This window comes from Gordonia pseudamarae (assembly GCF_025273675.1).
GTDB lineage: Bacteria > Actinomycetota > Actinomycetes > Mycobacteriales > Mycobacteriaceae > Gordonia > Gordonia pseudamarae.
In genome coordinates, this window is the sequence record NZ_CP045809.1 from 2,046,373 (window position 1) to 2,069,636 (window position 23,264).

23 protein-coding genes are annotated in these 23,264 nt (G+C 68.6%); 22 read left to right on the forward strand and 1 reads right to left on the reverse strand.

All coding sequences use genetic code 11. The features are described from left to right. Nucleotides 1-825 carry a hypothetical protein gene (locus GII31_RS09020; protein ID WP_213248799.1) on the forward strand — a complete coding sequence of 275 codons (825 nt, stop codon included), beginning with the start codon at nucleotides 1-3 and terminating at the stop codon, nucleotides 823-825. Nucleotides 826-842: 17 nt separating this feature from the next. On the opposite strand, the gene GII31_RS09025 is transcribed toward GII31_RS09020, so the two are convergent. Continuing rightward, nucleotides 843-2,393, reverse strand: a complete 1,551-nt coding sequence (locus tag GII31_RS09025; protein ID WP_260840391.1) for an acyl-CoA synthetase — start codon at nucleotides 2,391-2,393, stop codon at nucleotides 843-845. A 222-nt stretch (nucleotides 2,394-2,615) separates the two neighbouring features. Here GII31_RS09025 and GII31_RS09030 point away from each other — a divergent pair, with 222 nt between their 5' ends. The 21 genes from GII31_RS09030 to dprA all read left to right on the forward strand — a co-directional run bounded on the left by GII31_RS09030 (nucleotide 2,616) and on the right by dprA (nucleotide 23,247). Continuing rightward, a complete protein-coding gene (locus tag GII31_RS09030) occupies nucleotides 2,616-3,725 on the forward strand; it encodes a glycosyltransferase (RefSeq protein WP_260840392.1) in 1,110 nt (369 codons plus the stop codon). Between the two features lie 104 nt (nucleotides 3,726-3,829). Next, entirely contained in the window at nucleotides 3,830-5,536 is a 1,707-nt protein-coding gene (gene ftsY / locus GII31_RS09035; RefSeq protein WP_213248805.1) for a signal recognition particle-docking protein FtsY, read from the forward strand. A 222-nt stretch (nucleotides 5,537-5,758) separates the two neighbouring features. Then, complete coding sequence (locus tag GII31_RS09040; RefSeq protein WP_213248807.1) at nucleotides 5,759-7,090, forward strand: ammonium transporter; 1,332 nt, start codon at nucleotides 5,759-5,761, stop codon at nucleotides 7,088-7,090. A gap of 49 nt (nucleotides 7,091-7,139) precedes the next feature. Next, on the forward strand, nucleotides 7,140-7,478 hold the full coding sequence (locus GII31_RS09045) for a P-II family nitrogen regulator (RefSeq protein WP_213248809.1): 339 nt from the start codon (nucleotides 7,140-7,142) through the stop codon (nucleotides 7,476-7,478). Between the two features lie 179 nt (nucleotides 7,479-7,657). Next, nucleotides 7,658-10,297 (forward strand): [protein-PII] uridylyltransferase, encoded by a 2,640-nt coding sequence (locus GII31_RS09050; RefSeq protein ID WP_213248811.1) that lies wholly within the window; start codon nucleotides 7,658-7,660, stop codon nucleotides 10,295-10,297. Between the two features lie 29 nt (nucleotides 10,298-10,326). Continuing rightward, nucleotides 10,327-11,925: a signal recognition particle protein gene (gene ffh / locus GII31_RS09055; protein WP_260840393.1), complete on the forward strand. Its 1,599-nt coding sequence runs from the start codon at nucleotides 10,327-10,329 to the stop codon at nucleotides 11,923-11,925. Between the two features lie 32 nt (nucleotides 11,926-11,957). Beyond that, nucleotides 11,958-13,037, forward strand: coding sequence for an amidohydrolase family protein (locus GII31_RS09060; protein WP_213248815.1), 1,080 nt, complete (start codon nucleotides 11,958-11,960; stop codon nucleotides 13,035-13,037). Between the two features lie 445 nt (nucleotides 13,038-13,482). Then, complete coding sequence (gene rpsP / locus GII31_RS09065) at nucleotides 13,483-13,911, forward strand: 30S ribosomal protein S16 (protein WP_213248818.1); 429 nt, start codon at nucleotides 13,483-13,485, stop codon at nucleotides 13,909-13,911. Further along, nucleotides 13,908-14,150, forward strand: coding sequence for an RNA-binding protein (locus GII31_RS09070; protein ID WP_213248820.1), 243 nt, complete (start codon nucleotides 13,908-13,910; stop codon nucleotides 14,148-14,150). Before rpsP ends, GII31_RS09070 begins: the two co-directional genes overlap by 4 nt. Nucleotides 14,151-14,176: 26 nt before the next feature. After that, complete coding sequence (gene rimM / locus GII31_RS09075; protein ID WP_213248822.1) at nucleotides 14,177-14,692, forward strand: ribosome maturation factor RimM; 516 nt, start codon at nucleotides 14,177-14,179, stop codon at nucleotides 14,690-14,692. 29 nt (nucleotides 14,693-14,721) lie between these two features. Then, entirely contained in the window at nucleotides 14,722-15,420 is a 699-nt protein-coding gene (gene trmD, locus GII31_RS09080; protein ID WP_213250082.1) for a tRNA (guanosine(37)-N1)-methyltransferase TrmD, read from the forward strand. 256 nt (nucleotides 15,421-15,676) lie between these two features. Beyond that, on the forward strand, nucleotides 15,677-16,015 hold the full coding sequence (locus GII31_RS09085) for a YbaB/EbfC family nucleoid-associated protein (RefSeq protein ID WP_213250084.1): 339 nt from the start codon (nucleotides 15,677-15,679) through the stop codon (nucleotides 16,013-16,015). Beyond that, nucleotides 16,012-16,356: a hypothetical protein gene (locus tag GII31_RS09090; protein WP_213248824.1), complete on the forward strand. Its 345-nt coding sequence runs from the start codon at nucleotides 16,012-16,014 to the stop codon at nucleotides 16,354-16,356. Before GII31_RS09085 ends, GII31_RS09090 begins: the two co-directional genes overlap by 4 nt. Continuing rightward, nucleotides 16,353-17,417 (forward strand): hypothetical protein, encoded by a 1,065-nt coding sequence (locus tag GII31_RS09095; RefSeq protein WP_213248826.1) that lies wholly within the window; start codon nucleotides 16,353-16,355, stop codon nucleotides 17,415-17,417. Before GII31_RS09090 ends, GII31_RS09095 begins: the two co-directional genes overlap by 4 nt. A 217-nt stretch (nucleotides 17,418-17,634) precedes the next feature. Then, entirely contained in the window at nucleotides 17,635-17,976 is a 342-nt protein-coding gene (rplS, locus tag GII31_RS09100) for a 50S ribosomal protein L19 (RefSeq protein ID WP_213248828.1), read from the forward strand. Between the two features lie 80 nt (nucleotides 17,977-18,056). After that, the gene (lepB, locus tag GII31_RS09105; protein WP_213248830.1) at nucleotides 18,057-18,989 is read left to right on the forward strand and encodes a signal peptidase I; all 933 of its coding nucleotides are present in this window, start codon (nucleotides 18,057-18,059) and stop codon (nucleotides 18,987-18,989) included. Nucleotides 18,990-18,997: 8 nt separating this feature from the next. After that, nucleotides 18,998-19,732: a ribonuclease HII gene (locus GII31_RS09110; protein ID WP_246222180.1), complete on the forward strand. Its 735-nt coding sequence runs from the start codon at nucleotides 18,998-19,000 to the stop codon at nucleotides 19,730-19,732. Beyond that, nucleotides 19,729-20,040 (forward strand): DUF2469 domain-containing protein, encoded by a 312-nt coding sequence (locus tag GII31_RS09115; RefSeq protein WP_213248833.1) that lies wholly within the window; start codon nucleotides 19,729-19,731, stop codon nucleotides 20,038-20,040. Before GII31_RS09110 ends, GII31_RS09115 begins: the two co-directional genes overlap by 4 nt. Nucleotides 20,041-20,159: 119 nt before the next feature. Next, on the forward strand, nucleotides 20,160-20,585 hold the full coding sequence (locus tag GII31_RS09120; protein WP_213248835.1) for a YraN family protein: 426 nt from the start codon (nucleotides 20,160-20,162) through the stop codon (nucleotides 20,583-20,585). Then, nucleotides 20,582-22,117 carry a YifB family Mg chelatase-like AAA ATPase gene (locus GII31_RS09125; protein WP_213248837.1) on the forward strand — a complete coding sequence of 512 codons (1,536 nt, stop codon included), beginning with the start codon at nucleotides 20,582-20,584 and terminating at the stop codon, nucleotides 22,115-22,117. The genes GII31_RS09120 and GII31_RS09125 overlap by 4 nt, the downstream gene beginning before the upstream one ends. Further along, nucleotides 22,117-23,247 carry a DNA-processing protein DprA gene (gene dprA, locus GII31_RS09130; RefSeq protein WP_213248839.1) on the forward strand — a complete coding sequence of 377 codons (1,131 nt, stop codon included), beginning with the start codon at nucleotides 22,117-22,119 and terminating at the stop codon, nucleotides 23,245-23,247. The genes GII31_RS09125 and dprA overlap by 1 nt, the downstream gene beginning before the upstream one ends. The last annotated feature ends 17 nt before the right edge of the window (nucleotides 23,248-23,264 follow it).

The following is a 23,264-nucleotide window of genomic DNA, read 5'->3' on the forward strand; positions in this document are numbered from 1 at the left end:
ATGACATTCGCACTGGTGATTCTGCTTCTGCTCGCCGTGGCGTTCGTTGTTGCCGAGACGGTGGCGCGCCGCGCCGTCGTCACCCGGCTGGCCGGTCGTCTGTCGGAGGCCGCGGGCTATCCGATCGCGGTGACGCTGAGTCGCCGGCCGCTCGTCCTGCAGTACTTCGGGCGGGTGCCGCACGTACATGCCCGAGGTGCCGGCACCGACGGCGAGTGGACCGATATGCGCGCCGAACGTCTCACCCTCGGCGACCGGCCCACCATCGGGGCGTTGCGCGGAACCGTCGAGGTCGACGGGATCGTGCTGACCGGCAGCGCCGACGACCTGACCTACGACAAGTGCGGGCAGACCCACGTACGGGGACTGGACGCGTCGGCGCAGATCTCGTTCGCCCGGTTGTCGACGGTTGCCGCCGGATCCGCGAGCAGTGCGACCGTCACCTCGATCACCGGGAGCGCCGCCACCGGCACGTTGCGCGTCACACTCTCGACGCGGGTCGTGATCGTGCCGGTTCCGGTCGTGGTCACCATCGCACCGACGGTGCACGACGGCAGGATCAGGTTCACCGTGGTCCGGGCCGAGGTGTTCGGGGCGTACGTGTTGTCGGACTTCGTGCAGGTGTTCGTCGACCGGTTCACGCAGAACGTCGACGCACTCACCGATGTGCTCACGGTCGGTGACGTCGAGGTGTCCGATGCGGGGATCGCCGTGGGCGTCACCGCCGGTGACGTGGTGGTCAGCGGGGGAACCGGCGGCTGGCAGGTAGCGCGCGCATCTGCCCGGTCCGGTGAAGTCGAACCCGCCGCACCCGTCGTGGGGTGAGGCGGGTCCGGTCCGTCTCAGGCGTACTGCTTCTGTAGTTCGCGTTTGACCAGTTTGCCGGTGGGGGTGCGGGGCAGATCGTCGAGGAAGTCCACTGACCGTGGCACCTTGAACGCGGCGATCCGATCGCCGACGTAGTCGAGCAGTTCGGCGGCAAGTTCGGCCGAGGGGGCATTGCCGGGCGCCAACTGGACACAGGCCTTGGCGACCTCACCGAGTTCGGGGTCGGGGACTCCGATCACCGCGACGTCGTACACCGCCGGATGTCCGATCAGGACGTTCTCGGCTTCCTGCGGGTAGATGTTGACGCCGCCGGAAATGATGGTGAACGCCTTGCGGTCGGTGAGATACAGGAATCCGTCCTCATCGAGGTATCCGATATCGCCTGTCGTAGAACAGTTTTCGTGTTCAGGATGTTGGGCTTCGCGCGTTTTTGCCGAATCGTTGTGGTATTGGAAGGGCATGTGGTCGCGCTCGAAATACACCAGACCCACCTTTCCGGTGGGCACCTCGGCTCCTGCCTCGTCGCAGATCCGGATGACGCCGAGCAGCGCCTTGCCTACCGATCCGGGGCGTTCGAGCGCATCCTGCGGGCCGATCATCGTCGCCCCGGCGGCCTCGGTCGACGCGTAATACTCGTGGATCACCGGCCCCCACCACTCGATCATCGCGCGTTTGACCTCGGCAGGACACGGCGCGGCGGCGTGGACCGCGTACCGCATGCTGCTCACGTCGTATCGTTCGCGGACCTCGGCCGGGAGTTTCAGCATCCGGATGAACATCGTCGGCACCCACTGGCTGTGTGTGACCCGGTACTTGTCGATCGCGGCGAGCGCGGCCTCCGGCTCGAACCGGTCGAGCATGATCACCGTGCCGCCCACCGAGTTGGTGGTCCCGCAATAGCGCAGCGGCGCGGCGTGGTAGAGCGGCGCCGGAGACAGATACACCGTGTCGGCGCCGAACTGGTAGAGCCCGCCGAAGACCACCGTGTAGGTGTCGGGAATCTGATCGACCTGGCCGTCGGGGAGCGGGATCTTGATGCCTTTGGGTCGTCCGGTGGTACCCGAGGAATACAGGAAGTCGGTGCCGCGGGGCTGATCGGTGCGCGGCTCGGCCGACGCGGTGGCCAGGATGTGGTCGTAGTCGTCGAAACCCGGCAGTGACGAGTTGTGGCCCGATTCGCCCCAGGCGATCCGGTGGCCCGGTCGCGCGAGGTCATCGATCTGTCCGGCTTCGGCGACCGCCGGGGCCACCGCGGCGCCGGCGAACAGGACCCGTGCCCCGCAGTCGGTGAGGATGTAGTTGGTCTCGTCGGCGGTCAGATGGTGGTTGATGGCGGTGAGGTACATTCCACTGCGCAGCGCCGCCCAGTACACCTCGAAGATGTGCAGGCTGTTGTCGGACACCACGGCGACGGTGTCACCACGCGCAAGGCCCAGCGCCGCAAGATGATTGGCGATCCTCGTGGAATTCTCGTCGACCTGCCGGTAGGTGAGGGACGCTCCGGTCGCGGCGGCGATCACCGCCGGCTTGTCCGGCGTGGTGGCGACGAAGTTTCCGGGGAACACGGGCGACTCCTAAGACTGGAACATCTGCGTGACGAGGATATGTGGGCGATCGTATGCCGCGCCGTTGGCTCGGTGTGGTTGCTTTCGGTGAAACGAACGCGCGCACGGTGTTCGGGCCGGACGATGTGGCGGGTAGCCTTGCGCTCCGGATGGGGTGCAGTTCGCGGTGTGGGCCGATCCGGACCCGGACGACCGGGCGACAACGCAGTGGGGAGGACACCGGTGGGGCATATTCTGTGCGTGACCGTCGACGCGGGTGGCAACGTGCCGCCGATGGCGCGCATCGCCGCGGTGACCGCGCGTCGTGGGCATCGAGTGACGGTGCTCGGCCACGAACGGGTACGCCGTCACTTCGACGCGCCCGGAATCGAGTTCGTCGCCTACCGATCGGTGCGGCCGTGGGATGCGGGCGCCGAACAGAGCCCCCTGCGCTGGGTGCCGATGCTCAACGATCGCAGGCTCGGCGTCGAGGTGACCGAGCTGTGCCGCGCCCGCCAACCCGATCTCGCGCTGGTCGACTGCCTGATCGCGCCCGCCCACCAGGCGGTCCGCGATCTCGGGATCACTCGGGTGGTACTCACCCATTCGATACGCGGCTGGATGGCCGACTACCCGAGACCTGGCCGGCTCGGCGGCGGCAGCCCGGCGCTGTTGTACGGCTACCGGCTCGGCGACCTGTGGGACAGTGCCGCCCTGAATCTGGTGGCCGCCCACCGTGGTACCGACCCGGCGCGGGACCGGGAACGGTCGGAGAACGTGCGGTGGACCGGTGCGGTGCTGCCGCCCGCCCGGCCCGCCGATATCGCGGGCCGGTCACCGCACGTAGTGGTGAGCATGTCCACCAACGGTTATCCCGGGCAGCGGGCGGTGCTCAACAGGGTGATCGCGGCTCTGACACCGATGCGGGTGCGGGCAACGGTCACTACCGGCGGGGTGTTCGATCCGGTGTCGTTCGACGCCCCCGACCACATCGAGGTGACCGGGTTCGCCGATCACGGCGATCTGATGCCCACCACGTCCGCGCTCATCGGCCACGGCGGTTACTCCACTACGATGCGCGCGCTGTCGCACGACATCCCCGTGGTGGTTATCCCGGCATCGGCGTTCACCGACCAGCCGATCGTCGGGCGGGCGATGCGGGATGCGGGAGTGGGGCGGCTGGTGCGCAGGTCGGGCTCTCCGTCGTCGATCCGGTCGGCCGCGGAGGCGGTGCTGACCGACGAGTCGATCCGGGGCCGCGCCCGTGAGCTCGGTGCGCAGCTGCGGACACAGGACGGCGCGGCCGTCGCGGCCTCTGCGCTCGAGGAACTGCTCACCGGTCCGGTGACGTAGCCGCACCAGCACGTCGGCGTCGACACGAATCGCCGCCCCGGGGAATCGGTACCGGTGGCGGCAGTCTGATTGACTGGGATCGAAGCTACGGAAGGACGTGTGGAGTGAACACAGGACTTGTCATCGGCATTGTGGTGGCGGTACTGCTCATCGTGGCGCTGATCGGCCTCGGGACGGTGATGGCGCGCCGCCGCCAGATCTCGCTCACCGACGACACATCGGGGACCGGACAGGTCGAGGGCACACCCGACGGCACCCAAAGACAGGTCGACAGATCCGGCGGGTACAAGGCCGGATCGGGATTCAGCTTCAGTCAGGGCGCGACGGGTCTGGCCGAACCGCCCGCTCCCGCCGGAACGCCCGCACCCACCGAGCCGGTCAGGCCGCTGGGGGAGCGTACCGACGTCGACGGCCAGCCGGGCGTCGGTGATGACGCGGCGGTCCCGCGCGATGCGGACAAGCGCACCGTCCGCGATGTGTCGCTACCAGACATAGCCGAACCCGCCACGGAGACGCCCGCCGAGTCCGAGGTTGTCGAACCCGAGGTTGTCGAACCCGAGGTCGTCGTTGAACCGGAGGTCCTCGAACCCGAGGTCGCCGAACCCGAGGTCGTCGTTGAACCGGAGGTCGCGGCCGAACCTGTCGTCGAACCGGAGGTGACGGAGGAATCGGCCGCGACCGACACCGACGTCGAGGCCGCCACCGACGCCGCGCCGCCGGTACCGTCCACCGTCGAACCCGAGGCGCCCGCCGAGTCCGCCGCCACGCCCGCACCCGAGGTGGCCGAGCCCCGGCACCGTGCCCCCGAGCCTGCTGCGGTGCCCGAGGTCGCGGCACCAGCGGTGCCCGACACCGCGGAACAGGCCACGCTCACCCCCGCCATCGACGAGATCGCCCCGACGGCAGGACGGCTGGGCAAACTGCGCGGGCGCCTGTCCCGCTCGCAGGGCGCCATCGGCAAATCGATGCTCGGCCTGCTCGGCGCCGGTGATCTGGACGAGGACAGCTGGGAGGAGATCGAGGACACGCTGATCATGGCCGACCTCGGAACCGCCTCCACCACAGCCGTCGTGGAGAAGCTGCGCACCGAACTGGCCAGTAACCCCGTCCGCAGCGCCGACGACGCCCGCGCACTGCTGCGCAAGGTGCTCATCGAGCAACTGCATCCCGAGTACGACCGGTCGATCCGGGCGTTGCCGCATGCCGACCGGCCGTCGGTGATGCTGGTCGTCGGCGTCAATGGCACCGGCAAGACCACCACCACCGGCAAGCTGGCCCGCGTCCTGGTCGCCGACGGCAGGCGGGTCCTGCTCGGCGCCGCCGACACCTTCCGCGCGGCCGCCGCCGATCAGTTACAGACCTGGGGTGAACGCGTCGGCGCCCAGATCGTGCGCGGCAAGGAGAACGCCGATCCCGCGTCGGTGGCCTTCGACGCCGTGGCCAAGGGCATCGAGGACGGCGTCGATGTGGTGATGATCGACACCGCGGGCCGGCTGCACACCAAGACCGGTCTGATGGACGAACTCGACAAGGTCAAACGTGTCGTGGAGAAAAAGGCTCCGGTGGACGAGGTGATCCTGGTGCTCGACGCGACCGTCGGGCAGAACGGTCTGGTGCAGGCCCGGGTGTTCGCCGACGTCGTCAAGATCACCGGGGTGGCACTGACCAAGCTGGACGGCACCGCCAAGGGCGGAATCGTCTTCCACGTCCAGGAGGAGCTGGGTGTTCCGGTCAAGCTCGTCGGCCTCGGCGAAGGGGCCGACGATCTGGCGCCGTTCGAGCCGGGGGCGTTCGTCGACGCATTGCTGTGAATCCGGTCGATCAGGGCCCTGCGCGGACAGGCGAACTCGCATCCACGTAGGGCCACTGTGAGGTGCCGCTGAGAGCGATCCTGGCGGTTTACGCAGATGAAATATATTTCGCTCCGTGGTTCACCGGCACGAAACACCAGCGCACCACCACTGAAACCACCGACCGACAGAGTCATCACAGGCGCCGAGAGGTCGGCGTAACTCGTCAGGAGGTTTCTTACAGTGGTTCTCGCGCTGCCAACAGAATCGTTTGGCACATTCGACACTGGCGACACGGCGTGGATTCTCACCTCCGCGGCTCTCGTGTTGCTGATGACCCCGGGCTTGGCCTTTTTCTACGGAGGCCTGTCCCGCGGCAAGTCCGTTCTGAACATGATGATGATGTCGTTCGGCTCGCTGGCGACCGTGAGCGTCGTGTACGTGCTGTGGGGCTTCTCGATGGCCTTCAGCAACGGCATCACCGGTGACGATGACATTCTCGGCATCTTCGCCAATCCGTTCTCACTGTTCGGCTCTGATCAGCTCACCAACACCATCCAGCAGGGCGAGGACACCCTGGTGGTCACCGGTGGCAACTCCATCCCGTCGATCGTATTCCTGGGCTTCCAGCTCACCTTCGCCGTGATCACCGTCGCGCTGATCTCCGGATCGCTCGCCGAACGCGTCAAGTTCTCCACCTGGCTGGTGTTCACCGTGGTGTGGACGACCATCGTGTACTTCCCGCTCTCCCACATGGTGTGGGGCGGCGGCATCATGTCCGACGCCGAGAGCAGCTTCGCGTCGTGGATCTGGGGCACCGTGGACGGGGCCGCGAAGGTCGCACCTGTCGACTTCGCCGGTGGCACCGTGGTTCACATCAACGCCGGTATGGCCGGCCTGGTCCTGGCGATCATCGTGGGCAAGCGCGCCGGATTCGGCCGCACCGCTTACCGTCCGCACAACATCCCGTTCGTCATGCTCGGTGCCGCTCTCCTGTGGTTCGGCTGGTTCGGCTTCAACGTGGGTTCTGAACTCGCCGCCGACATGACCGCCGGCTTGGTCTGGGTCAACACCACCGCCGCCACCGCCGCCGCGATCCTCGGCTGGATGACCGTGGAATTGATTCGCGACAAGCACGCCACCAGCGTCGGCGCGGCATCGGGCATCGTCGCAGGTCTTGTCGCGATCACCCCGGCCTGCGGTTCGCTGACCCCGGTCGGTTCGCTGATTCTCGGTGCCGTGGCCGGTGCGCTCGCCGCCCTCGCGATCGGTCTCAAGAACAAGTTCGGCTACGACGATTCGCTCGACGTCGTCGGCGTGCACCTGGTCGCCGGCCTGTGGGGCACTGTCGGTATCGGCCTGCTGGCCAAGGGCGACGGCCTGTTCTGGGGCGGCGACGGAAAGCTCCTCATCGTGCAGATCGTGATCGCGCTCTTCGCCCTCGTGTTCACCGGTGTTCTCACCGCAGCCATCGCCTACGCCCTCAAGCCGCTCGGCTGGCGCGTCAGTGACGAGGACGAGAAGGTGGGCATCGATCAGGCCGAACACGTGGAGACCGCCTATGAATCAGCGTGAACGCACTCACTCGGACAACTACGCTGAATTCTGTGGAGAGGGATAATTCATGAAGCTGATCACTGCCATCGTCAAGCCGTTCACACTCGAAGACGTGAAGGCGGGACTCGAACAGGCCGGCATCCTCGGGATGACCGTGAGCGAGGTCCAGGGCTACGGCCGCCAAAAGGGCCACACCGAGGTCTATCGGGGGGCTGAGTACTCCGTCGACTTCGTGCCCAAGGTCCGGGTCGAGGTCGTCGTCGACGACGCAGCCGTGGACAAGGTCGTCGACGTGATCGTCGAGGCCGCCCGCACCGGCAAGATCGGTGACGGCAAGGTGTGGGTCTCCCCGGTCGACTCGGTGGTCCGGGTCCGCACCGGTGAGCGCGGGACCGACGCCCTGTAGTCTCCACCCTCCGGGTCGCCGACCCGGCCGGCACCGTGAATCGCGGCCCCGCGACTGATGATGAGTCAGCCGCGGGGCCGCGACCATCTCACACATACCCGTCTCCCACGCCTGTCCCGCATCGGTGCCACCCGACAGGCAGGAGTCCCCTTCACGGATCTGCGAGGTAGCGAGAACTCATGGCAGCAACAGACCTTGCCCAGGCAAGACGCCAACTGCTCACCTCGGCGCGCTCGGGCAAACTCGACGCACCCGGCCTACGGCAGGTGCTCGTCGACCTGCACGAGTTCTGGCTCAACAGCAAGGGTGCCGAGCTCGGAATCACGGCCGACAGCGGGCTGTCGATCGTCGCGGTCGGCGGCCTCGGCCGTGGTGAATTGCTGCCGTTCTCCGATCTGGACCTGATCCTGCTGCATGATGATCTGCCCGCGGCCACGGTGTCGGAGGTGGCCGACGGACTGTGGTATCCCCTGTGGGACGCGAACATTCCGCTCGATCATTCGGTGCGCACGGTCCCGCAGGCGCTGTCGGTGGCCGCCGACGACGTCACCGCCGCGCTCGGGCTGTTGGAGGCCCGGCACCTCGTCGGCGACGAGGATCTGTCCACACTGCTGATCGGCGGGGTGCGTCAGCAGTGGCGGGCCCAGATCAGCACACGGTTCCCCGACGTGGTGACCCACGCCCAGGATCGTTGGCGCCGGGCCGGTGACATCGCCCATCGCGCCGAACCCGACCTCAAGAGCGGTCGCGGCGGGCTGCGCGATGTGCAGTTGCTCGGGGCATTGGCGGTGGCACAGCTGACCGACGGGGTCTCCCAGGCCCGGTCGGAGTCGGCGGGTTCGGGTCCGCAGGCGGCCTACCTGCGGCTCCTCGACATCCGCACTGAACTGCACCGGATCGCGGGCAGGCCGCGCGAGCAGGTCCGCGCGCAGGACGCAGACGAGATCGGCGCGGCGTTGCGGATCGGCGACAGGTTCGATCTGGCGCGCTCGATCAGCGATGCCGCCCGCACCATCAGCTACTCCATCGACGTGGGTCTGCGCACCGCGGGAAACGCGCTGCCGCGACGGGGGCTGGCCAAGCTCCGGCGGCCGCCCGTGCGCCGCCCACTCGACGAGGGCGTGGTGGAGCACCACGGCGAGGTCGTGTTGGCGCGCAACGCGATTCCGAGCCGTGACCCGGGGCTGATCCTGCGGGTGGCGGCCTCGTCGGCACGTACGGGTCTGCCGATCAGTGCCTCGACGCTGAGCAGGCTGGCCGACTACGCGCCGGAACTGCGCGAACCGTGGCCGAAGGAGGCGCTCAGCGACCTCATCGTGCTACTCGGATCCGGTCACCACATGGTCGACCCGATCGAGGCGCTGGACCGGACGGGACTGTGGGGCAGGCTGATTCCCGAGTGGGGAGCGGTTCGTGACCTGCCGCCGCGTGATGCGATCCATTCGTGGACCGTCGACCGCCATCTGGTGGAGACCGCCTCGTACGCGAGCGCGATGACCACCCGCGTCACCCGGCCCGACCTGCTGGTCCTGGGCGCCCTGATCCACGACCTGGGCAAAGGCCGCGGCGCCGACCACAGCATCGTCGGTGCCGAACTGGCCATCCAGCTGGGCAACCGGATGGGGCTGTGGCCGCAGGACGTGACGATTCTGTCGGAGATGGTGCGTCATCATCTGCTGCTGCCGTCGGTGGCCACCCGCCGCGACCTGGAGGATCCCGCGACGGCCCAGTTCGTCGTCGACACCCTCGGCGGCAATCGGGTGCTGCTGGAGCTGCTGGCGGCGCTGGCCGAGGCCGACTCGCTGGCCACCGGTCCCGGGGTGTGGGGGGACTGGAAGTCGTCGCTGATCCTCGATCTTGTGCGTCGGTGCCTGCGGCTCATCGACGGTGCCACGCCCGTGGCGGTCGAGCCGTTGTCGCCGGAACAGCGCGATCTGGCCGAGGCCGGAGGGTTCGCGGTCGAGATTTCCCAGGCGGAGGGACTGCACACCTACACGGTCACGATGGTGGCCCCCGACCGGCCCGGGCTGCTGTCCAAGATGGCCGGTGTGCTGGGCCTGCACGGTCTGCGCGCGCAGTCGGCATCGGTACGCGGCCACGCCGGCAGCGCCGTCAACACCTTCGTGGTGGTACCCCGGTTCGGCAGCCCGCCCGAGGCCGGGCTGATGCGTCAGCAGCTGATCGCCGCCGTCGAGGGCAAGGTCGATGTGCTGGCCAGGCTGGACGCGCGCGAGGCCGAATCGCCGATCCCGACCATCGCCAGCATCTCCGAAGGCATCGGCGCGCTCGCCGGGGCATCGGCATCGGCGGGCAGCACCGATCCCGCGGTGGACGGTGCCGGACACGCCAAGTTCGCCGTCCCGGCGCTGTTCGCCGTGGCACCCGCCCGGATTCTGTGGTCGGGGGTCGAGACATCCGGCACCGGCGAGCCGGACCGGGATGGCGAGCCGGACACGGGGGGGCGGGGCGAGGGTGTCGAGTCCGGTCGCCGGGGAGGCGGCGACGGCGGGCAGGCCATCCTGGAACTGCGTGTGGACGACCGGATCGGGTTGCTCAGCCGGGTCAGCGCGGTGCTCGAATCGCACGGTGTGGATGTGCGCTGGGCCAAGGTCGCCACCCTCGGCAACACGGTGGTCGACACGTTCTGCATCCGGCGCTCGGACCCGGAGCTGAGCATCGACGATCCAGGGTTCCGCGCGGAGGTGGAGGCCGATATCCTCCGGGTCTGCCCGCAGCCCCAGCCGCGCGTCGAACCGGAGGCGGGCAACGGCCCGGGCACCACCGGCGGAACCTCCCGCTCAGGTGTGCCGATCAGCTGAGCCGGTCGCGGACATGGAACACTAGAGGAATGTTCGATTCCCTCTCCGACCGGTTGACCGGTGCCCTGAAGGATCTGCGCGGCAAGGGCAAGCTGTCCGATGCCGATATCGACAGAACCGCCCGCGAGATCCGCCTGGCGCTGCTGGAGGCCGACGTCTCGCTGCCGGTGGTGCGCGGATTCATCGCCGGCATCAAACAGCGCGCCAAGGGCGCCGAGGTGTCGGGCGCGCTCAACCCGGCCCAGCAGGTCGTCAAGATCGTCAACGAGGAACTCATCGAGATCCTTGGCGGCGAGACGCGGCGGGTGCAGTTCGCCAAGAAGCCGCCGACGATCATTATGCTCGCCGGTCTGCAGGGTGCCGGTAAGACGACGCTGGCCGGCAAGCTCGGCAACTGGCTCAAGCAGCAGGGCCACACCCCGCTGCTGGTGGCCTGTGACCTGCAGCGACCCGGGGCGGTCTCGCAGCTGCAGATCGTCGGCGAGCGGGCCGGTGTGCCGGTGTTCGCGCCGCACCCGGGGACCGGGATCGGCGGCGAGAACCTGCCCGCCGAGAACGGGTGGGTGCCGCTCGGCGTGAGCTCGGGTGACCCGGTGGCGGTGGCCAGGGCCGGTATCGACGAGGCCGTGGCGCAGCACTACGACGTGGTCGTGATCGACACCGCCGGACGCCTCGGCATCGACGAGGAACTGATGCGGCAGGCCGCCGACATCCGCGAGGCCACCAACCCCGACGAAGTACTGTTCGTCGTCGACGCGATGATCGGTCAGGACGCGGTCTCCACCGCCGAGTCATTCCAGGCCGGTGTGGGCTTCACCGGCGTGGTGCTCACCAAACTCGACGGCGACGCCCGCGGTGGTGCGGCGCTGTCGGTGCGTCAGGTGACCGGTCGGCCCATCATGTTCGCCTCCTCCGGCGAGAAGCTGGAAGACTTCGACGTCTTCCATCCCGACCGGATGGCCAGCCGGATCTTGGGGATGGGCGATGTGCTCAGCCTCATCGAGCAGGCCGAACAGCATTGGGATCAGCAGCAGGCCGAGGAGGCCGCCGCCAAGATCACCCAGGGCGAGCTGACCCTGGAAGACTTCCTCGAGCAGATGCTGATGATCCGGAAGATGGGCCCCATCGGCAATATTCTCGGGATGCTGCCCGGTGCCGGGCAGATGAAGGACGCGCTGGCCCAGGTCGACGACAAGCAGCTCGACCGGGTGCAGGCCATCATCCGCGGCATGACACCGGCCGAACGGGAGAACCCGAAGATCATCAACGCCTCCCGCCGGTTGCGGATCGCCAACGGTTCGGGTGTGACGGTGAGCGAGGTCAACCAGCTCGTCGACCGGTTCTTCGAGGCACGCAAGATGATGGCGCAGATGTCCGGGCGGATGGGCTTCGGCCCGGCCGGGCGGCGCAACGCCCGCAAGGGCAAGGGCAAAGGCAAGAAGGGCAAGGGGCGCGGACCGACTCCGCCGAAGGTGCGCGGAGGCTTCCCCGGGATGCCCGGCATGGGCGGCATGCCCGCCGGTTTCCCGGATCTGTCCGACATGCCGGCCGGTCTCAACGAGCTCCCGCCGGGACTGGAGGGCATCGACATCTCGCAGTTCCAGCAGCCGAGGAAGCGCGGCAACTAGACGGCTCGGCCGCAGTTCGTACGGGGGTTTCGATGACCAAGGGCGCGTTGCGATTTCGAGGTACCGATCCGTTCACCGAGCAGTCGTTGGAGCTGTGGGTGGTCGACGGACGGATCACCTACGAACCGGTGGCGTCGGCCGAGACCGCGATCGACGGCGGGTGGATCATCCCGGGACTGGTCGACGCGCATAACCACGTCGGGATCGCCCCCGGGCTCGGGGTCACCATCGAGCAGGCCCGGCAGGCCGCCTATGCCGACGCGCGGGCGGGCGCCCTGCTGATCCGCGAGGTCGGGTCACCGTTGGACACCCATCCGCTCGACGATGATCCGCTGTGCCCGCGATTCATCCGGTCGGGCAGGCACATCGCCCGACCCAAGAGGTATCTGCGCGGGTACGGCGTCGATCTGGTGGCCCCGGACGAACTGCCCGCCGAGGTGGCCCGGCAGGCCGCGGCCGGCGACGGCTGGGTCAAGATCGTCGGCGACTGGATCGACCGCGAGACCGGCGACCTCGCTCCGCTGTGGGACCGGTCCACCCTGGAGGCGGCGGTGACCGCCGGGCACGAGGCGGGCGCCCGGATCACCGCGCATGTGTTCGGCACCGACGCGCTCGGTGACATCATCGGCGCCGGATTCGACTGCATCGAACACGGCACCGGGCTGACCGGTGACCTGATCGACCAACTGGTCGAGAGGTCGATAGCGCTGGTGCCCACGGTGATTCAGGTGGAGAATTTTCCCGGGATCGCCGACGGCGCCGACCGGTACCCGGTCTATCAGGCCAACATGCGCGCGCTGCACGCAGGTGCCGGCGACGTCTTCGCCGCCGCACGGGAGGCCGGGGTGCGGATGTTCACCGGTACCGACGCCGGCGGCTTCATCACGCACGGGCGGATCGTCGATGAGATCGAGGCGCTCGCGGCCCTGGGCTGGCGTCCGATGGAAGCGCTGGCCGCCGCCAGTACCGATGCCCGCGCGTGGCTGGGTGCCGACGCGCTGGGGGAGGGCGAACGCGCCGACTTCCTGGTCGTGGCCGATGATCCGCGCGAACACGTCGCCGCAGTGCGAGCGCCCGCGGCCATCATGTGCTCCGGCGTGCGCATCAGGTGACCGTGTGTGACATCGGGTGGTGGTTCCATGCCCGGCATTGTGTGATATAGGGCACAAACGTTGCAGCAGGGTTGGGGGCTACTCGATAGTAATGTAGCTTTCAGGTTGCAGCTGGGTTCGGATATGGATGCCTTTCGCGGGGTAGGCAACCACATCCGAACCCGGCTCTCGTGTGTCCCCGATAGCCGGACCTGCTGGGAAAGTGCTCAGCCCGGGGCGGCGTGCGGAATATGCCAAGAACGCATACGCGTCGGCGCAACGTGCAAAAATCGATATCTCGCAGCAGTCGGGATTTCTGATCTCGGTGGTGGGTCTGGCAGAATGATGCGTCGGTTCGTCGGACCCGGCCACGGCCGACCGACGGTCACACCGAATCAGATCGCAAAACCGGGCTCACCACTTCGGGCGAGTCGCCGAATTGCGCAGTGACCAGCAAGGAAGACACATGGCTGTCAAAATCAAGCTCACCCGTCTCGGCAAGATCCGCAACCCGCAGTACCGCATCGTCGTCGCCGACGCGCGTACCCGTCGTGACGGTCGTGTCATCGAGACCATCGGCAAGTACCACCCGAAGGAAGAGCCCAGCCTGATCGAGGTCGACTCGGAGCGGGCGCAGTACTGGCTCGGCGTGGGTGCACAGCCCACCGATCCGGTTCAGGCCATCCTCAAGGTCACCGGCGACTGGCAGAAGTTCAAGGGCCTGCCGGGCGCCGAGGGCACCCTGAAGACCGCCGCTCCCAAGCCGTCCAAGCTTGACCTGTTCAACGCCGCCCTCGCCGCCGCCGACAGCGCGCCCGTCGCCGAGGCCACCACGCCGAAGAAGAAGGCCGCCAAGAAGGACGCCGACGAGGCTGCTCCCGAGGCCGGCGCGTGAGTGCTGTCGTCGCCGACGCGGTCGAACATCTCGTTCGCGGAATCGTCGCCAACCCCGATGACGTGCGTGTCGACCTGGTGACCGGCCGCCGCGGCCGTCTGGTCGAGGTGCAGGTCAACCCGGAGGATCTCGGCAAGGTCATCGGCCGTAACGGCCGCACGGCCACCGCGCTGCGCACCCTCGTCGCCGGTATCGGTGGCCGCGGAATCCGTGTCGACATCGTCGACACCGACCGCTGAGCACCGGTACAGGCAGCTACGCGCAGATGGATCTGGTCATCGGCCGAGTGGTCAAGGCGCACGGTATCCGCGGCGAACTCGTCGTCGAGGTGCGCACCGATGATCCCGGCACCCGATTCGCGCGGGGCGAGGTCCTGCGCGGTCAGGCGCCGCGCGGAGGTGGGGAACGTCCGTTCACGGTAACGGCCGCCCGGAATCATTCCGGGCGGCTGTTGCTGTCTCTCGCCGAGGTCGACGACCGCTCCGCCGCCGACGCGCTGCGCGGAACGCTGTTCGTCATCGACGCCGCCGATGTCGATTCGGGCGACGACCCGGACGAATTCTACGATCACGAACTCGAAGGTCTGACCGTCACGACGGTCGCGGGCGAGTCCGTGGGCGTGGTGTCGTCGGTGCTGCATCTGCCCGCCAACGACATTCTCGCCGTCACCACGGCGGACGGGCGCGAGCTGCTGGTCCCGTTTGTGCGTGAGATCGTGCCCGAGGTCACCCGCGACGGCGGTGTGGTGATCGATCCGCCCGACGGTCTGTTCGACCAGTGACCGGGCAGCCGGAGGTCGCCGGACCGGCGATGCGCCTGGACATCGTCTCGATCTTTCCCGAATACCTTGCCCCGCTTCGGGTTGCCCTGCTGGGCAAGGCCATCGACCGGGGACAGGTCGAGATCGGCGTGCACGACCTGCGCGACTGGACCCACGACGTGCACCGCAGCGTCGACGACTCGCCCTACGGCGGTGGGCCGGGGATGGTCATGAAACCCGATGTGTGGGGTCCGTGTCTGGATGCGGTGTGCCCCGACGACGCGTTGCTGGTGGTGCCCACCCCCGCGGGCGTGCCTTTCACGCAGCAGACCGCCGCACGCTGGTCCGCCGAATCCCACCTGGTGTTCGCCTGCGGACGATATGAGGGCATCGATCAGCGGGTGTTCGACGATGCGGCGCGCCGGATGCGCGTCGAAGAGGTCTCGATCGGCGACTTCGTCCTCATCGGCGGTGAGGTGGCGGTACTGGCGATGGTCGAGGCAACGGTCCGGCTCATTCCCGGCGTGCTGGGCAATCCTCGTTCGCACCAAGAGGATTCATTTTCCGACGGCCTGTTGGAGGGGCCCAGCTACACCCGTCCGGAGGTGTGGCGCGAGCTGCCGGTGCCGCCTGTCCTGTTGTCGGGTGACCACGGCAAGGTGGCCGCCTGGCGCCACGAACAGTCCCTGGAACGCACCCGGCAGCGCCGCCCGGATCTGCTGGATCGGCCTTCGCCCGACGCCGGGTGATACGCGTCTGTGAATCAACCGGTCGACCGGGTAGGGGGCCGGGGCTACGATCGACCTCACGTGAGGTGGAAACCGCCATGACCGGCCCGCACCGCCTCCGCCCGGTAAGTGGAGGGGGACGTGCGTGGTACACCATCAGCGTGTTGCAGGGGCGAGCGAAGCGACGGGGTATTCGGGCGCGAGCGAAGCGACGGGACATTCGGGCGCGGACGCGGGGGCATCGACGGCCGGACAGACACTGGACTGCTGGGCCCGGATGCATGCGGAATTGGACCGTCAGCACGCCGAACTCGACCGTATCCGGGCCGTGCTCGCCGGGCTGACCGCCGAGGCGGCGAGTGCGGAGGGCGACGTGTCGGTGACGGTCAATGCCCGTGGACTGCTGGTGGATCTGACGATCGATCCGGAGGCGTTGCGCACGCGCGATGCCGGCACTCTGGCGAAGCTGATCACCTCGTTGGTGTCGGCGGCCGATGAGAAGTTGCGCGCCACCCGCGACCAGGTGTCCATGTCGATCGTGGATGCCGAACAGGTCAACTCTCCCGACTACGGCGATCTGGTGGATGGCGGCCTGGTGGACGTGGTGCGCAGGTGAGCGCCCGCGTTCATGTGGACCTCGATGATCTCGTCGAGCTTGTGCGGACGTTGACGGCCGTGGTCGGTGAGCTACCCGAGATCGCCACGGATCTGCGGGCCGTGGTCGCCGAGGCCGGTGTCGCGTTCGGGGTGGATCCGGCCGCCGATGTGCTTCGGCCCAGGTTCGCCGAGTCGGCCCGGATCGCCCTTGACGCGCTCGGCGGGGTGGAGTCGCTGATGCGTGAGCACATCGAGTCCGTGGATGCGGCCGGGGACCGGCTGCGCGCGGCCGACGCGTCGGCCGCTCACCTGCTCGGCACCCGCGGGACCGGGGCCCGTGATGGGGGACTGTCGCTGTGAGCTCGCCGCGTTCCGTCGTCGACGCCCTGTTGCGGGAGAACGATCCGTCCGCCGACGTGGCCATGCTGAAGGCATGTTCGCGCAGGCTGGAGACGATCGCGGCGCGGACGGAGGCGGCGGGCGCCGCGTTTTCCCGCGCGCACGCCCGCACCGGGGTGGGTGGTCTGCGCGAGGGGACCGACACCGCGGTCCGCGTCATCGTCGGCCCGCATGAGGGTGCGGTCGCCGATGTGGTGTCCCGGCTCGAGGCCCTGGCGGGTGTGTTGGACCGCTACGCCGACGAGGTGGTGGACATCCGGAACCGTCTGTCGCTGACGTCGGCCATCGCCGAGCGCGACCTGGTGCGCGCCGAGGTGGCATCGCTGGTCGGGCATCCGACGGCGCTGGTGGCCGCGGCGGGAGCCGCGACGGTGGCGTTCGGTGCCGTGGGCGAGGATGCGGTGGAACGCGCCACCAACCTGGATCCGGGGTCCGGGCACCGGTTGACCGCCGATGGTCGCGCCGCACACGAGGATCAGCCGGTGAATGGGCAGGACCCCGCCGCGCACGCGCCGTTGCTGTCGGGGGCAGCGATGCCGGCGATGCTCGCGGCCGCGCCGGTCGCGGCGGCGATGGCGGGAGCCTCCCCTCGGGGCCTGGACGGACCGGTGGCCGTCGACGAGGCCGGGCTCGCCGAGCGGGTCCGGGAACTGCAGGCATCGTTGCCGCCGGAGCCCGCGACGTGGGTGCGGATGTCGGTGGGGGTGGGGTGTGCCCCGTCCGGGGAGATGATCGAGGTCGTCGGTACGAGTGACCCGATCGCGTACCTGCGGGCCGGGGTGAGCGTGGGTGCCGGCGAGCAGGTGGCCGGGTCGGCGCGCGGATCGGAGTTCGCGGTGACCGACCACCTGGCCGCGATCGGTGCCCGTCCGCTGGTGGTGGCCTCGGCACATCCGGTGCCCGCTCATGTCGGTTCGCGGCTGGACGAGCTGGGTGTGCGGTTGATCGCGCCGTCGTATCCGGTGGGCGATTATGAGGCGGTGTCCCACGGCGCGCCGGACACCGATGAGGTGGACGGCTGAGGTCCGGTCGGCGATTTCGTTTCGGCCGGTGGTGTCTGGCACAATATTCAGGTTGCCTGCGCACCGTTGTGCCTGATCGGCTTACCGGTCGGCGCTGCCGCGGGTACCAACGACTCGGAGCATGAACCGGTCGAACCCCCATCCGGATGCGATGTGTGCCGGGTGACGGGCCGCCAGGTTCCTCTGTTCGCCGACACATTCCAGAACGGACCACACCATGAATTCCCTCGACTTCCTCGACAAGCAGTCACTTCGTGACGACATCCCCGAATTCGCACCCGGCGATACCCTCGACGTTCACGTCAAGGTCATCGAAGGTGCCAAGGAGCGGATCCAGGTCTTCAAGGGTGTCGTGATCCGCCGTCAGGGCGGTGGCGTCCGCGAGACCTTCACCGTCCGCAAGGTGTCCTTCGGTGTCGGCGTGGAGCGCACTTTCCCGGTGCACAGCCCCAACATCGCCAAGATCGATGTGCTGACCCGTGGCGATGTGCGTCGCGCCAAGCTGTACTACTTGCGCGACCTGCGCGGCAAGGCAGCCAAGATCAAGGAAAAGCGCTGATCTGAGCCGGATTACCTCCTGTTTCGGGCCCCGGCCGCACAGTGTGCGGCCGGGGCTTTTGCGTCGTCTACTCTGGCGGGGTGGCCGATACACAGGACCAGGGATCCGGCGCCGACGCCGACGGGCAGCACGACGATCAGAATCGGGCCGACGAAGTCGACGCCGGCAACGGTCGGGCCGAGACGGCCGGACATGGGGGACCGGCGCCGGTTACGGCACAGACCCCCGAGACGGACAGGCCGTGGCGGCTCAAGGGTGACGACCCCGAGGACGAGCCGAAAAAGTCCTCGATCCTACGTGAGGTCGTCATCATCGTCGGCTGCGTGCTGGTGGTGACCTGGCTGTTGCAGACCTTCATCGGCAGACAGTACGTGATCCCGTCGGAGTCGATGGAGCAGACATTGCACGGCTGTTCGGGCTGCACCAACGACCGCATCGTGATCGACAAGATCGCGTACCGGTTCGGCGACCCGAAGCCCGGCGACGTCGTCGTGTTCAAGGCGCCCACCGAATCGTGGGACGGCGGATGGCAGTCGCCGCGTTCGTCGAACTCGGTGATCAACGCCATCCAGGACGGGCTCTCGTGGTTCGGGTTCGCCCCGCCCGACGAGAATAATCTGGTCAAGCGGGTGATCGCGACCGGCGGTCAGACGGTGGCCTGCAAGAACTCCGACGGCAAAGGCGTCACCGTCGACGGGAAGCCACTGACCGAACCGTACATCGACAAGCAGTTGCAGGCCGACAGCGTCGCCGGACTGGGGGATTCGGACTTTACCAACGCCGACAGCACGCCCAACAGCTGCTACGGCCAGGATTTCGGCCCGATCAAGGTGCCCGAGGGCAATGTGTGGGTCATGGGCGACAATCGCCTCAACTCGGCCGATTCGAGGTACCACATCACCGATGAGCTTCAGGGCACGGTGCCGGTAAGCGATATTCGCGGCAAGGTGCGGTTCATCATCTATCCGTTCTCCCGGATCGGTGGTGTCGACGCGGTCAACCCGCAGAAGTAGGCGCGCACATGCCCGTCGGTGATCGGTGGCCGCCGCGTCGGCCGGTGCGTCGGGCCGCGAACCTGCGCACCCTGGAATTCGCCCTGCACACCAGCGGTCTGGGGCCGGTCGCCGGCGTTGACGAGGCCGGTCGCGGGGCATGCGCCGGGCCGCTGGTGGTGGCCGCCACCATCCTCAAACCGGTGCAGGCTACCTCGCTCGCCGATCTCGATGACTCCAAGAAGCTCACCGAGGCGACCCGGGAACGGCTGTACCGTGCGGTCACCCGCAACGCGCTGGCCTGGCACGCGGTGATCATCGGCGCCGCCGAGATCGACCGGATCGGCATCCACGTGGCCAACATCGAGGGGATGCGGCGCGCGGTCGCCGGATTGTCCACCCCACCCGGCTATGTGCTGTCCGACGGCTTCGGTGTGCCGGGTCTGACCGCGCCCAGCCTGCCCGTCATCGGGGGCGATGCGACGGCCGCGTGCATCGCCGCGGCCAGTGTGATCGCCAAGGTCACCCGGGACCGCATCATGGTCGGCCTCGACAGCGACCTGCCCGGCTACGACTTCGCCGTCCACAAGGGGTACAGCACCGCCCTCCACATGAGCCGCATCGACGATCTCGGGCCGTGCCGTGAGCACCGCATGTCCTACCGCAATGTGGCGGCCCGCGCGGGCGGCCGGGGCGTCGGAGGTGAGCGGGGCGGGAGACCGGCCACTCCCGAGACGGCCGATCGCGATACGCTTACCGGATGAGCGCGGAGGATCTCGAGAAGTACGAAACCGAGATGGAACTCTCCCTGTACCGCGAGTACAAGGACATCGTCGGGCAGTTCACGTATGTGGTCGAGACCGAGCGACGCTTCTACCTGGCCAATGCCGTCGAACTGGCGCCCCGCAACACCGACGGAGAGGTGTACTTCGAATTGCGGATGAGTGACGCCTGGGTGTGGGACATGTACCGGCCGGCGCGATTCGTCAAGCAGGTCCGGGTGATCACGTTCAAGGACGTCAACATCGAGGAGTTGGAGAAGCCCGAGCTGCGTCTGCCCGACCAACCGTGAGGTGATATCCGCGCGTAGCGCCTGCCGGATTTGGGGACGCCGACCGGGTTGTCCACAAAATCGGGGTTCCGGCGATTCTTCCGGTCGACGGATGCCCGTCCGGCAGGATCGTTGTTCGCATGAGCGAACGGGAATCGGGTGGTGGGCCCGGCGCGGGTGCCGCGGGACGTGAGAATCGCCCGGCGAGAATCGGCAGGCTGGGCGAGGATATCGCCGCAGGCTATGTGACGGATGCCGGATGGTCGGTCCTGGAACGCAATTGGCGTTGCAGGTACGGCGAACTCGACATCGTCGCGGTGGACGGCGCGGCGTTGGTGGTGGTGGAGGTCAAGACCCGCACCGGCCGCATGTACCCTGATCCGGCCGAGGCGGTCACCCCGGACAAGCTGGCGAAGATGCGGCGTGCCACCGCGATATGGCTGGCCGGGCAGGACAGCTGGTTCGCGACCGTCCGGTTCGATGTCATCGCCATCCGGCTCGACCCGATCGAGCCCGCCGATACGGCCCGCGCGGGTCTGCGCCACCACGTGGGGGTGTTCGCATGAGCTCCCGGGTGCGTGCGCTGGGTACCGTGTACACGGTGGGGCTCAACGCCTTTGAGGCCAAAGGGCTGGAGGTGCAGGCTTCGGTGGGGTCGGGTCTGCCGGCCTTCGCGGTGACCGGCGGGGTGGACAACTCGGTACGCGAGGCACGCGATCGTATCCGGTCGGCAATCACCAATTCCGGTTTTAAATTTCCCGAAGGACGGCTGACCGTAGCGTTGTCGCCGGCCGAGATCCCCAAGTCCGGCTCCGGTTTCGACCTGGCGATGGCGATCGCGATCCTGGTGTCGGCGGGCGAGGCGTCACCGCACCGGCTGCCGCGCACCATCGTCCTGGGTGAACTGGCCCTCGACGGGCGCGTGCGCCCGGTCCGGGGCATCCTGCCCGCCCTGATCCACGCCGCCGGGCACGGCTTCGAGCGGGCGGTGGTGCCATACGGCAATGTCGACGAGGCGCTGCTGGTGACCGAGCTGGAGATCGGCGGGGCGGATTCGCTGGGGCAGGTGGTGAGTTGGCTCGCCGGTGAATGCGTGCTCGACGCGGTACCGCGAACACCGACCGACAATACCGCGGAGACAGGCGGACACCGGGACGACCTGGCCGATGTCGTCGGGCAGGGCGAGGCCCGCCACGCCCTGGAGATCGCCGCGGCCGGAGCCCACCACGTGCTGATGACCGGGCCGCCGGGTATAGGAAAGACGATGCTGGCCAAAAGGATTCCGGGGATCCTGCCGCCGCTGCGGCGGGAGGAATCGCTGGAGGTGACGGCGATCCACTCGATCGCCGGGGCGCTGTCGCCGGGTGAACCGCTGGTGGCCGAGCCACCGTTCATCGCTCCCCATCACAGCACCTCGGCCACCGGACTGCTGGGCGGCGGCACGGGTTTCGCCCGGCCGGGGGCCGCGTCACTGGCGCATCGCGGAGTGCTGTTCCTCGATGAATGCGCGGAGATGTCACCGACGGTGCTCGACTCGCTGCGGCAGCCGCTGGAGGAGGGTGAGGTGAGTGTTCCCAGGCGTGACGGCATCGCCCGCTATCCGGCGCGTTTTCAGCTGGTGCTGGCCGCCAACCCGTGCCCGTGCGCACCTGCGCACGATGTCGACTGCGTGTGCAGTTCGGTGGCGCGGCGGCGGTACCTGGGCAAATTGTCGGGCCCGCTGATGGATCGCGTCGACATCCGGGTGCGGATGGACCCGCCGGGCCCGGCCGCGCTCATGACCTCCGGGGAGGAGACCAGCGCACAGGTGCGGGCGCGGGTCGTGGCGGCCCGCTCGGCGGCGGTGGAACGCTGGCGCGAATTCGGCTGGCTCACCAACTCCGAGGTGCCCGGTTCGGTGCTGCGCCGGCGGTTCCGGCTGCGCGCCGAGGCGATGCGGCCGGTCGAGCTGTTTCTGCGAGACGGACGGGTCACTGCCCGTGGGGCCGATCGTGCCCTGCGTTTGGCATGGACGATGTGCGACCTGCGAGGTGCCGACACACCGACCGAAGACGATGTGGCACAGGCATTGCTGTACAGGGACAGGGGGAGTCACTGATGGCGGAGCGATCCGACGAGGCGATGCGGGCGTGGGCGTATCTGGCGCGGGTGGCCGAGCCGCCGTGCGCGCCGGTGGCGAGGCTGGTGGCCGAACTCGGTGCGGTAGAGGCCGCCGGGGCGATCCGGGGCCGGCTGGTGCCCGCTGGCCACGAGGCGGTGCTCGCGGCCACGGAGGCCAGGGCGGACTCCGATCGTGCGGCGGCGGATCTGGAGGCCGCGAGCCGGATGGGTGCGCGACTGGTGTCGCCCGAGGACGAGGAGTGGCCGGGCTGGCCGTTGCTGGCGCTCGGTCGGTCGGGCACCGGTTCGCGGGACGGCGAACCGCTGGCGCTCTGGGTGCGGGGGCCGCACCGACTCGACGAGGTGGCATCGGAGTCGGTGGCGGTGGTCGGTGCGCGCGCGGCGTCGTCCTACGGCGAGAGTGTGGCGGGCCGGCTGGCGGGGGAACTGTGCGATCGGGGGTGGGCGGTGATGTCGGGGGGAGCGTTCGGTATCGACGGCGCCGCGCACCGCGCGAGCCTGCTGGCCGGTGGCCGGACCACGGCGGTCCTGGCCTCGGGTATCGACCGCGCGTATCCGACGGCGCATGCGCGGTTGCTGTCCGAGATCGCCGATCGGGGCTTGCTGGTCAGCGAGTACCCGCCGGGCACGACCGCCGCCAAACACCGGTTCATCACCCGCAATCGGCTGGTCGCGGCGCTCTCGGAGGCGGTTGTGGTGGTGGAGGCGGGCAGGCGTTCGGGTGCGGCGAACACCGCGGCATGGGCCCGTGGACTGGGCCGTCCGGTCGGCGCCTTTCCCGGGCCGGTGACCTCGGCGGCGTCGGTGGGTTGTCACCGGCTGATCGCCGACGATCTGGCGCAGCTCGTGTTCAACACCGACACTGTGGTGTCGATGGTCCGCCCGGACGGTGGAGGTGATCCCGGCAGGGGGTGCGAACGCGATACCGACGGCTTGTCGGAGGATCAGCGCCGGGTGCACGATGCGATCCCGGGCCGGGGTGCGGCGACGATCGACGAGATCGCCTATGCCTCGGGTGTGGGGGTCGGTATGGTCCGCTCGGCGCTGGCCGCGATGGAGGTCGCGGGCCTTGTTCGTGGCGACGGTGGTGGCTGGCGGCTGGCCTGAGGCGACCGCTGGGCGGC

Bases quoted from the DNA above. Each gene is read 5' to 3' on its own strand.
- GII31_RS09125 (WP_213248837.1), top strand. From the start codon at position 20,582: ATGAGCTCCCGGGTGCGTGCGCTGGGTACCGTGTACACGGTGGGGCTC.
- ffh (WP_260840393.1), top strand. From the start codon at position 10,327: ATGTTCGATTCCCTCTCCGACCGGTTGACCGGTGCCCTGAAGGATCTG.
- dprA (WP_213248839.1), top strand. From the start codon at position 22,117: ATGGCGGAGCGATCCGACGAGGCGATGCGGGCGTGGGCGTATCTGGCG.
- GII31_RS09045 (WP_213248809.1), top strand. From the start codon at position 7,140: ATGAAGCTGATCACTGCCATCGTCAAGCCGTTCACACTCGAAGACGTG.
- rimM (WP_213248822.1), top strand. From the start codon at position 14,177: ATGGATCTGGTCATCGGCCGAGTGGTCAAGGCGCACGGTATCCGCGGC.
- rpsP (WP_213248818.1), top strand. From the start codon at position 13,483: ATGGCTGTCAAAATCAAGCTCACCCGTCTCGGCAAGATCCGCAACCCG.
- trmD (WP_213250082.1), top strand. From the start codon at position 14,722: ATGCGCCTGGACATCGTCTCGATCTTTCCCGAATACCTTGCCCCGCTT.
- rplS (WP_213248828.1), top strand. From the start codon at position 17,635: ATGAATTCCCTCGACTTCCTCGACAAGCAGTCACTTCGTGACGACATC.
- GII31_RS09020 (WP_213248799.1), top strand. From the start codon at position 1: ATGACATTCGCACTGGTGATTCTGCTTCTGCTCGCCGTGGCGTTCGTT.
- GII31_RS09085 (WP_213250084.1), top strand. From the start codon at position 15,677: ATGCATGCGGAATTGGACCGTCAGCACGCCGAACTCGACCGTATCCGG.
- GII31_RS09115 (WP_213248833.1), top strand. From the start codon at position 19,729: ATGAGCGCGGAGGATCTCGAGAAGTACGAAACCGAGATGGAACTCTCC.
- GII31_RS09110 (WP_246222180.1), top strand. From the start codon at position 18,998: ATGCCCGTCGGTGATCGGTGGCCGCCGCGTCGGCCGGTGCGTCGGGCC.
- GII31_RS09120 (WP_213248835.1), top strand. From the start codon at position 20,160: ATGAGCGAACGGGAATCGGGTGGTGGGCCCGGCGCGGGTGCCGCGGGA.
- GII31_RS09060 (WP_213248815.1), top strand. From the start codon at position 11,958: ATGACCAAGGGCGCGTTGCGATTTCGAGGTACCGATCCGTTCACCGAG.
- GII31_RS09050 (WP_213248811.1), top strand. From the start codon at position 7,658: ATGGCAGCAACAGACCTTGCCCAGGCAAGACGCCAACTGCTCACCTCG.